This is a genomic window from Treponema sp. (assembly GCF_045657965.1).
Lineage (GTDB): Bacteria > Spirochaetota > Spirochaetia > Treponematales > Treponemataceae > Treponema_D.
The window spans coordinates 1-2,585 of record NZ_JAZOUG010000030.1 but is presented as its reverse complement, the minus strand read 5'-3'; the positions used below and the strand labels follow the sequence as shown (position 1 = coordinate 2,585).

2 protein-coding genes are annotated in these 2,585 nt (G+C 37.8%); both read left to right on the top strand.

Features of this window, described 5'->3' with window-relative positions; genetic code table 11:
- The first annotated feature begins 98 nt into the window (after positions 1–98).
- On the top strand, positions 99–914 hold the full coding sequence (locus ACKI5B_RS00790; protein ID WP_407425049.1) for an ATP-binding cassette domain-containing protein: 816 nt from the start codon (positions 99–101) through the stop codon (positions 912–914).
- Positions 911–2,524, top strand: a complete 1,614-nt coding sequence (locus tag ACKI5B_RS00785) for an amino acid ABC transporter ATP-binding/permease protein (protein WP_407425048.1) — start codon at positions 911–913, stop codon at positions 2,522–2,524. The genes ACKI5B_RS00790 and ACKI5B_RS00785 overlap by 4 nt, the downstream gene beginning before the upstream one ends.
- Positions 2,525–2,585 lie beyond the last annotated feature (61 nt).

Genomic DNA, 2,585 nt, shown 5'->3' with positions numbered 1-2,585 from the left:
ACCAAAAACTACTGGAAGCTTATCAGACCGCTTATAGACAAGCTTTATGAGGATGTTAAAAACTATAAGAATCAGGATCTGAGCGACAAAATGCATTTGTGTGCATTCTTCTTTCAGCTGATTTTTTTATCCCGCTTCGTCGTCTTGGGAGTGCGTTTCATACAGCAATGAACGGCGTAACAGCATCAAAAAATATTTTCGAACTTCTCGATATGGAAAACGATTCCCGCAGGCCTGAATGTCAATTTAACCATGAAGTTCAGCCTCAAAATGCTTTAATTCAGACAAAAAATCTTTCGTACAGTTTTGACAGAACAGTTTTACACAACGCTGAAATCACTATAAAGCAGGGAGAATTTGTTGCTTTTACCGGAAAGAGCGGAAGCGGAAAATCAACCATGGCAAAAATCCTCTGCGGAATTTATAAAAATTATTCAGGGTCTGTTTTATTAAACGGAGTTGAGCTTTCAAAAATTCCATTCAATGAGCTTTATGATTTTGTAACATATATTTCCCACCGCGACTGGATTTTTGCTGGAACTGTCCGTGAGTGTCTTCTGGAAGCAAACGAAAAAGCATCAGATTCTCAGATGATACAGGTTTTGAAAGATGTTCAGCTCTGGGATTTTCTTAGCGAAAACGGCGCTCTTGATTTTACTGTCAGCGAAGGTGCTGCTAATCTTTCAGGCGGGCAAAAACAGCGGCTTTCGATTGCACGTGCTCTTCTTCATGATTCAGAACTTTATGTTTTTGATGAAGCTGCAAGCAATATAGATGTTGAAAGTGAAGAGGCAATTCTTAAAGTAATATATTCCTTAAGGGGTAAAAAAACAGTGATTATGATAAGCCACAGAAAAGAAAATGCATCTGGTGCGGACAGAGTATACGAATTTGAAAAAGGAGGTTTAAAATGAAAACTCTTCTCAGATTATCCCGTCTTATTGCACCGCTTTTTCCTGTAATGACTCTTGCTGTATTTTTTGGAACAGCAGGTTTTTTATGTGCAATTTCAATTCCCTCGCTTGGAATCCTTGCACTTTTCGAAAAATTTTCTGTAAAACTTTTAATTCTAATTGGCGTGGCCCGTGGAGTCCTTCACTACGCAGAGCAGTACTGTAATCACTTTATTGCTTTTACGCTTCTGGCACGAATCAGAAATATTGTTTTTAATAAAGTTCGCGAGCTTGGCCCTGCAAAACTTTCAGGAAAGCAAAAAGGAAATCTGATTTCGATTCTGACAGGCGATATTGAACTTCTTGAATTGTTTTACGCACATACAGTAAGTCCTGTCTGCATAGCTTTTTTTACAGGAGCTGTCATACTTTTAGTTCTTTTTAAAATTCATTTTATTTTTTCAGTATATGTTTTCGTTTTTTATGTAGTTTTAGCTGTATTTATCCCGCTTTTTGTGCAGAAGTTTTCTCTGAAAGCTGGAAGTGAGCACAGAAAACTTTTTGGTCAGATGAATTCCTTCCTTCTGGATACAATGCGCGGACTTCTGCAGACGATTTTATTTAGAAACGGGCAGAAACGGCTTTTCTTATTAAAACAAAAAAGCAAAAAAATGGCTGAAAGCCAGAAACAAATGGCAAAAAATGAAGGAATTGCAGCAGCTTTAATTGAAGGCTCAGTTATAATTTTTGATATTATTTCACTTATTGTTTCAGTCTGGCTTTTTACTTCTGGAAAAATTGAATTTTCAAAGGCTGTTTTTGCAGCTGCTCTTATTTTTTCTTCTTTCGGGCCTTTTATTGCAGTTGCAAGACTCGGTTCTTCTCTTTCTCAGACAATTGCTGCCGGAAAAAGAGTTCTTTCGCTTTTAGATGAAGAAGCTGTTGTAAAAACTGTTGAAAACCAGAACAATTTGGGCGGATTTAGCGGGGCTGGTTTTGAAAATGTTGATTTTTCATATGATTCTGAAAAAATTCTTTCAAATCTTTCACTTGAAATTCCAGAAAACAAAATAATCGGTCTGCATGGAAAAAGCGGATCAGGAAAATCTACTGCACTAAAACTGCTCATGCATTTTTGGGAAGCGGATTCTGGAACAGTCAGCGTTTCAAATCTGCCTGTTTCAAAAATCAATACTGCTTCCCTTAGAAAAACCGAAAGCTATGTCACGCAGGAGACAATTCTTTTCCACGATACAATCGAAAATAATATAAGGATTGCAAAACTGGATGCAACTGATGAAGAAATTGTCGAAACCTGCAAAAAAGCAGGCATTCACGATTTTATTTCTTCGCTTCCAGACGGCTATAAAACACTCGTTTCAGAACTTGGAGAAAATTTTTCCGGCGGAGAAAGGCAGCGGCTGGGGTTAGCGAGGGCATTTTTGCACGAAGGCGATTTTATTTTACTTGACGAGCCTACGAGTAACCTTGACAGTTACAACGAAAAAATCATTCTGGATTCTGTAAAGAGCGAAAGCAGCAAAAAAACATTTGTCCTTGTCTCGCACAGAGAAAGTTCACTTAAAATCTGCGACAAAATCTACAAAATTGAGACTGGGAGAAAATCATGAAGATAGCAAAACCTTTCTGGATAGTGCTTGGAATAATTTCAATGGGCCTTGGTGCTTTGGG